Raw genomic sequence first — 2,991 nt, forward strand, 5'->3', positions numbered from 1 at the left:
AACCAGTTGTAAAAAAATGTAATCATAAATATAAAGGAGTTTGTATGCCATTTATACCCAATACGGATGAGCAACGAAAAGCAATGTTGAATGAAATCGGAGTTTCATCTTTTAAGGAATTATTGAAAGATATTCCGGAAGATTTATTTGTCAGGAAAGCACTTGAAATGGACTTGCCACTTTCGGAAATGGAAATTAAAAACGATATCATTGATATTGCGGATCAAAACATTAACACAAACGAATTTATTTCATTTCTCGGTGGAGGAATTTACGATCATTTCATTCCCGCTGCTGTAAATTACATCATCGGAAGACCCGAATTTTATTCTGCCTATACTCCCTATCAGGCAGAGGTTAGCCAAGGGACCTTGCAATTTATCTACGAATATCAGACAATGATCTGCGAATTGACCGGAATGGATGCGTCCAATGCCGGAATGTATGACGGAGCAACCGCAGCTGCCGAAGCACTTCTTATGGCTTTTCACACGAATCGCAAAAAAAAAATCCTGATCGCTTCCACAATCCATCCTCATTTTAAAGAAGTGATTGAAACTTATTTTGCAGCCATCGGAGCGGAAATTATTTACATTCCCCGAAAAAATGGCAGAATTGATCTTGATGCTTTAAAAGAAAATATGGATCAAGATACTGCTGCTGTTCTCGTGCAAACGCCCAATTTTCTTGGGGTGATCGAGGATATGGAAAAAATTGATGCTATCGCCCATTCACAGAAAAAAGCCCTCCTTATCGCTGCTGTAGATCCAATCTCACTTATGCTTCTCAAACCGCCTTCTGCTTTTAATGTGGATATCGTGGTGGGTGAAGGACAAGCACTTGGAAATAGTCAAAATTTTGGCGGTCCACTCTTCGGTTTCTTTGCTGCAAAGAAAAACCTTATCCGCAAAATGCCCGGCAGGATCATCGGAAGCACCACCGATAAAAACGGCAACAAGGGCTATGTTATGACTCTTCAGACGAGAGAGCAACATATCAGGCGTGATAAAGCCACCTCCAATATTTGCACCAGCGAATCTCTTTGCACTCTTGCAGCCACCGTTTACATGGTTTTAATGGGTAAAAAAGGATTGAAAGAAGTTGCAAATCAATCAACTATTAAAGCTCATTATCTTCACGATAAATTATGCCAAATAGATGGAATCGAACCTGCAAATACTTCTCCCTTCTTCAAAGAATTTGCGATTAAAACGGAGATCGAGCCGGAATTGATTATCAATCAGATGCAAGAAGTCGGATTTTTCGCAGGAATAGATTTGAAAAAATATGGCTATGAAAATCAACTTTTAATAGCTGTTACGGAAAAGCGAAGCAAAGAAGAAATGGATAAATTCGCAGAAATTCTTGAAAAAGAAATCAAGAGATTATATCTATAAAGGTAAAAAATCATTTCATGCGGAAGGCACATTTCACAAAGTGTTAAATTATTTGTTTTTCTTTGTGTTCTTGGTGCCCTTTGTGGTTAAATAAACTACTGAAAAGGAATAAAAATGGAAACGAAAACAATTTTTGAAAAAAGCATAAACGGTCGAAAAGGCTATACACTTCCCAACTGCAAAATTGAGAAAAATATCTCTCAAATTTTTCCCAAAGAAATGTTACGGGAAAATAAACCGAATTTACCGGAAGTCAGCGAATTGGACGCAGTTCGTCATTATAAAGAAATTTCCGATAAAAATCATTGTATCGAAACAGGATTTTATCCGCTTGGCTCCTGCACAATGAAATACAATCCAAAGATCAATGATATTGTAAATGTGCTTCCCGGATTTACAGACATTCATCCGATGCAACCGGAAAACACAGTTCAGGGTGCTCTTGAAATTATGTATGAATTACAAAAAGACCTTGCGGAAATTTCGGGATTCCCTCAAGTTTCTCTCCAACCGGTTGCTGGGGCTCACTCGGAATTTACCGGTGTAAATATCATCTATAATTATCACAAAAGCAAAGGAAGAAATCCCAAAAAAATAATTATGCCCGACTCCTCTCACGGAACAAATCCGGCAACAACTACGATGCACGGTTTTGAAGTCGTAGAAATAAAATCCACAGAAAGCGGACAAGTGGACATTGAAGCCCTAAAAGAAGTTCTTGATGACAATGTGGCTGGATTTATGCTGACAAATCCGAATACGCTCGGAATTTTTGAAACCAATGTGCGGGAAATTGCGGAACTCATCCATTCTGTGGACGGACTAATGTATATGGACGGGGCAAATTTTAATGCCATCCTCGGATATATTCGCCCGGGTGATATTGGTTTTGACATCACTCATTTCAATTTGCATAAAACTTTTGCCACTCCCCACGGAGGTGGCGGACCGGGGAATGGTGGCGTGGGAGTTATCGAAAAATTAGTTGATTTTCTCCCAAAACCAATTGTGAAAAAGGACAAAGACGGATATTATTTTGATTACGATGCAAAAAATTCGATTGGGCGAGTCCATTCATTTTATGGAAATTTTTCTGTAATGGTTCGTGCCTACATTTATCTAAAAATGTTGGGTGAAAAAGGCTTAAGACGGGTTGCAGAAAATTCTGTTATAAACTCAAATTACTTGATGAATAAGATCAAAGCAGTTTATCCTGTTCCGTTTGATAAAAATATTATGCACGAGTTTGTAGCATCCGGTGAGCGATTCAAAGAATATGGGATCAAGACTCTTAACATTGCAAAACGTCTGCTTGATTATGGTTTTCACGCTCCCACAGTTTATTTCCCATTAATCGTAAAAGAGGCTTTGATGATCGAGCCAACTGAAACCGAAAGTAAAGAAGCCATTGATGAATTTGCCGATGCAATGTTGAAAATTGCAGACGAAGCAAAAAATTCCCCCGAAATATTATTGGATGCTCCGGTCAAAACACCGGTAGGAAGATTGGATGAAACTGCTGCTATAAAACGCATGGATATTCGTTTTAAGTTCGGAGAGTGAAAAAGAAAAGTCTGTCAAAGCGAATGAAGAA

The 2,991-nt window shown here is 38.5% G+C and carries 2 protein-coding genes; both read left to right on the forward strand.

Going from position 1 to position 2,991, the window contains the following annotated elements:
* Positions 1 to 1,397: aminomethyl-transferring glycine dehydrogenase subunit GcvPA (gene gcvPA, locus U9P79_06310; GenBank protein ID MEA2104236.1), on the forward strand; the 1,397-nt coding region annotated here is incomplete at its 5' end.
* A 114-nt stretch (positions 1,398 to 1,511) separates the two neighbouring features.
* The gene (gene gcvPB / locus U9P79_06315) at positions 1,512 to 2,960 is read left to right on the forward strand and encodes an aminomethyl-transferring glycine dehydrogenase subunit GcvPB (GenBank protein MEA2104237.1); all 1,449 of its coding nucleotides are present in this window, start codon (positions 1,512 to 1,514) and stop codon (positions 2,958 to 2,960) included.
* The last annotated feature ends 31 nt before the right edge of the window (positions 2,961 to 2,991 follow it).

Source organism: Candidatus Cloacimonadota bacterium, from assembly GCA_034661015.1.
In the GTDB taxonomy this organism is placed as follows: Bacteria; Cloacimonadota; Cloacimonadia; order JGIOTU-2; family JGIOTU-2; genus JAYEKN01.

Coding starts and splice junctions, on each gene's coding strand:
- gcvPB (MEA2104237.1), top strand. CDS start 1,512: ATGGAAACGAAAACAATTTTTGAAAAAAGCATAAACGGTCGAAAAGGC.